Origin of the sequence: Mesorhizobium sp. M7A.F.Ca.CA.002.15.2.1, from assembly GCF_003998715.1 — a bacterium.
In the GTDB taxonomy this organism is placed as follows: Bacteria; Pseudomonadota; Alphaproteobacteria; order Rhizobiales; family Rhizobiaceae; genus Mesorhizobium; species Mesorhizobium ciceri.
Genome location: NZ_RZPI01000594.1, coordinates 1 through 3,579, shown reverse-complemented (window position 1 = coordinate 3,579; position 3,579 = coordinate 1). Strand labels below are relative to the sequence as shown.

The 3,579-nt window shown below is 65.1% G+C and carries 3 protein-coding genes; all 3 read left to right on the top strand.

The genetic code is table 11. The features are described from left to right. The first annotated feature begins 218 nt into the window (after positions 1–218). A complete protein-coding gene (locus tag ENZ74_RS25765) occupies positions 219–1,835 on the top strand; it encodes a GMC family oxidoreductase N-terminal domain-containing protein (protein WP_063168822.1) in 1,617 nt (538 codons plus the stop codon). Next, positions 1,832–3,043, top strand: a complete 1,212-nt coding sequence (locus ENZ74_RS25760; RefSeq protein ID WP_063168823.1) for a mandelate racemase/muconate lactonizing enzyme family protein — start codon at positions 1,832–1,834, stop codon at positions 3,041–3,043. The genes ENZ74_RS25765 and ENZ74_RS25760 overlap by 4 nt, the downstream gene beginning before the upstream one ends. Further along, a partial coding sequence (locus tag ENZ74_RS25755) for an NAD(P)-dependent oxidoreductase (RefSeq protein ID WP_164761208.1) occupies positions 3,040–3,579 on the top strand: 540 nt, incomplete at its 3' end. The genes ENZ74_RS25760 and ENZ74_RS25755, both read left to right, overlap by 4 nt.

Sequence of the window (3,579 nt, the reverse complement as noted above, 5' to 3'; positions counted from 1 at the left end):
GAGTGGCCAGAGCATAACTCCGAAAAGTTATGCGCCAAGATAGTGCCACCGCATAGGCTGTCGGGACGATAGATATCAAGCGCGATTGTCGGGAATCCCCGCAAACCTGATCGGTTCGACGGTCGCTTTTTTCACAACTGATGCCGGATGGCGCGGCGACTTCGGAATGCCGTCGCGTCTAGGCTGCAGCCAATTTTTCGGAGCCTCCCATTTCCATCATGCAGACCTATGATTTCATCATCGTCGGCTCCGGCTCGGCCGGCTCGGTCCTGGCTGAAAAACTGTCGGCCTCGGGGCGCTTCTCGGTGCTGGTGCTGGAGGCCGGCGGCAGCGACCGCCGCTTCTACGTGCAGATGCCGCTCGGCTACGGCAAGACCTTCTTCGATCCCGGCGTCAACTGGAACTACAAGGCCGAGCCGGACCCGGGGCTTGCCGGCAATGCCGACCACTGGCCGCGCGGCAAGCTGCTCGGCGGTTCGAGCTCGATCAACGCCATGGTCTGGATCAGGGGCGCGCGCGAAGATTTCGATGCCTGGGCCGCCGCCGGCAATCCCGGCTGGGGCTATGACGATCTGCTGCCCGCCTTCAAGGCGCTCGAGGACAACCAGGCCGGCGCGGACCAATGGCGCGGCGTCGGCGGCCCGCTGCATGTCACAGACTGTTCGGGCGCCGTCCACCCGCTGACCAAACGCTATCTCGTCGCCGGCCAGCAGGCCGGCTTGCCCTTCAACCCGGATTTCAACGGCGCTGCCCAGGAAGGCGTCGGCGTCTACCAGATCTCGACCCGCAACGGCCGCCGCATGTCGGCGGCGCGCGCTTTCCTGCGCCCGGCGATGAAGCGCGCCAACGTCCGCGTCGAGATGAAGGCGCTGGCGACCAGGGTGCTGTTCGAGGGCAAGCGCGCCGTCGGTGTCGAATACCAGCAGAACGGCGAGACGAAGTCGGCGCGTGCCGGTCGCGAAGTCATCCTGTCGGGCGGCTCGGTCAACTCGCCGCAATTGCTGCAGCTGTCCGGCGTCGGGCCTTCCGCGCTGCTGAAAGGCCTGGGCATCCGGATGGTCCACGCCAACGAGAATGTCGGCGCGCATCTGCAGGATCATGTCGGCATCAACTACACCTTCAAGGGCAAGCTGCCGACGCTCAACCAGACGCTGCGTCCCTGGTGGGGCAAGCTGCTGGTCGGCATGCAATATATCCTGACCCGTTCGGGCCCGCTGTCGCTGTCGATGAACAATGCCGGTGGCTTCTTCCGCACCGACCCGGCGGCGACGCGGCCCAACATGCAGCTCTATTTCCAGGCATTCTCGACCGTCATTCCCAAGAGCGGCGAGCGTCCCATCCTGACGCCCGACCCATGGCCGGGCTTTTCCATCGGCCTGTCCAACTGCCGCCCGTCGAGCCGTGGCGAGATCATGATCCGCTCGGCCAATCCGCGCGAGTACCCCAGGATAACGGCCAATGCCTACTCCACCAATGCCGATGTCGAGGAGATGCTGGCGGCGGTGAAATTCGTCCGCAAGATCGCCTCGATGCCTGCCATGGCCGAGATCATCGAGGAAGAGGTTTTGCCAGGCCCGTCAATCACTTCCGATGCAGACCTGATTCAGGATTTCAGGAAGCGCTCGGGCACTGTCTATCATCCGGTCTCGACCTGCCGCATGGGGCCCGATCCGGCGCGCGCCGTCGTCGACCCGCGTCTCAAGGTGCACGGCATCGACGGCCTGCGCGTCATCGACGCCTCCATCTTCCCCGACAACATCACCGGCAACACCAACGCCGCCTCGATCATGACCGGTTGGAAGGGCGCCGAACTGGTTCTGGAGGACCAAAAATGAAGATCACGGACGTCAAGACCTGGGTTGTCGACAATCCGCCGCCCGGCATCGGCGGCAAGTATTTCATCTTCGTCAAGTTGACCACCGATGGCGGCGTGGTCGGCTATGGCGAGGCCTACAACGCCACCTTCTCCGCCCATGTTACCGCCCGGATGGTCGAGGACATGGCCGAGCGCTATCTCGTCGGCCGCGATCCGCACGACATCGAGAACTTCTTCCGCCGCGCCTATTCGTCCGGCTTCACCCAGCGGCCCGACGTGTCAGGCATGGGCTGCTTCTCGGCGCTGGAAATGGCCTGCTGGGACATCATCGGCAAGGAGGCCGACAAGCCGGTCTACAAACTGCTCGGCGGCCAGGTGCACGAAACGCTGCGTTCCTACACCTATCTTTATCCGCACACCGGCAGCGTCCACTCCGAGGATGCGCACGGCAAGAACGTCTACAACGACCCCGATCTCGCCGCCGCCTGCGCGCTCGAATATGTCGAACAGGGGTTCAACGCCGTCAAACTGGACCCGGCCGGCCCCTACACCGCCTTCGACGGCCACCAGCCGCGTCTTGTCGATATCGACCTGTCCACCCGCATGATCAAGGCGATCCGCGAGGCGGTCGGCACCCGCGCCGACATCCTGTTTGGCACGCACGGCCAGTTCACAGCGTCCGGCGCGCTGCGCATGGCGCGCGCCATCGAGCCCTATGATCCCTTGTGGTTCGAGGAGCCGGTGCCGCCTGACATGCCCGAAGTCATGGCGCAAGTGGCCCGCGCGACCTCGATCCCGATCGCCACCGGCGAACGGCTGACCACCAAGTTCGAGTTCGCCCGCGTCATCGAGAACCGCGCCGCGACCATCCTGCAGCCGGACCTCGGCCGCTCCGGCGGCATTCTCGAAACCAAGAAGATCGCGGCGATGGCCGAGGCCTACCACATCCAGGTCGCCCCTCACTGCTATTGCGGGCCGATCGTCGGTGCGGCCAACATCCAGCTGGCGGTGACACTGCCCAACTTCCTCATCCTGGAATCGCTGAAGCAGTGGGACGGTTTCCATGCCACGCTCTTGAAGAAGAAGATCGAGTGGCAGGACGGCAACGTCGTCCCCTCGAAGGAGCCCGGCCTCGGCGTCGAGTTGAACGAAGCGGTCTGCGACGCGCACCCCTATACGGGCAAGGACCTGCATCTGCAGATGATGCAGACCCCGCTGATGCCGTGAGCAAGAGCTACGCCTTCATCGGGCTTGGCCATCTCGGCGGAAACCTTGCCGCCAGCCTGATCCGCAACGGCTTTGCCGTCACCGTCCTCGACCGCGATCCGGCCGCCGTCGAGCGCCTGGTGGCGCTCGGCGCCACTGCCGCGAGCAGCCCGGCCGAGGCCGCCGCCTGGGCCGGCAATGCCATCACGTGCCTGCCTTCGCCCAAGGTCAGCGAAGCGGTGCTGGCCGGACCCGGCGGATTGCTGGAGGGCCTACCCCAAGGCGGCACCTGGATCGAGATGTCCACCAACGGCCGCGACGAGATTCTTCGCCTTGCGGCCCTCGCCTCGGCCAGGGGCGTCGAGACGCTGGAATGCCCGGTCACCGGTGGCGTGCATCTGGCGGCGGCTGGCAAGATCACCGCGCTGGTCGGCGGCGATCCAGCGCTCTACGAACGTCATCGGCCGGCCATCGAGGCGATGTGCGCAAAGTCGTTCCTGATGGGTCCGGTCGGCTCGGCGGCGGTGATCAAGGTGATCACAAACATGCTCGCCTTC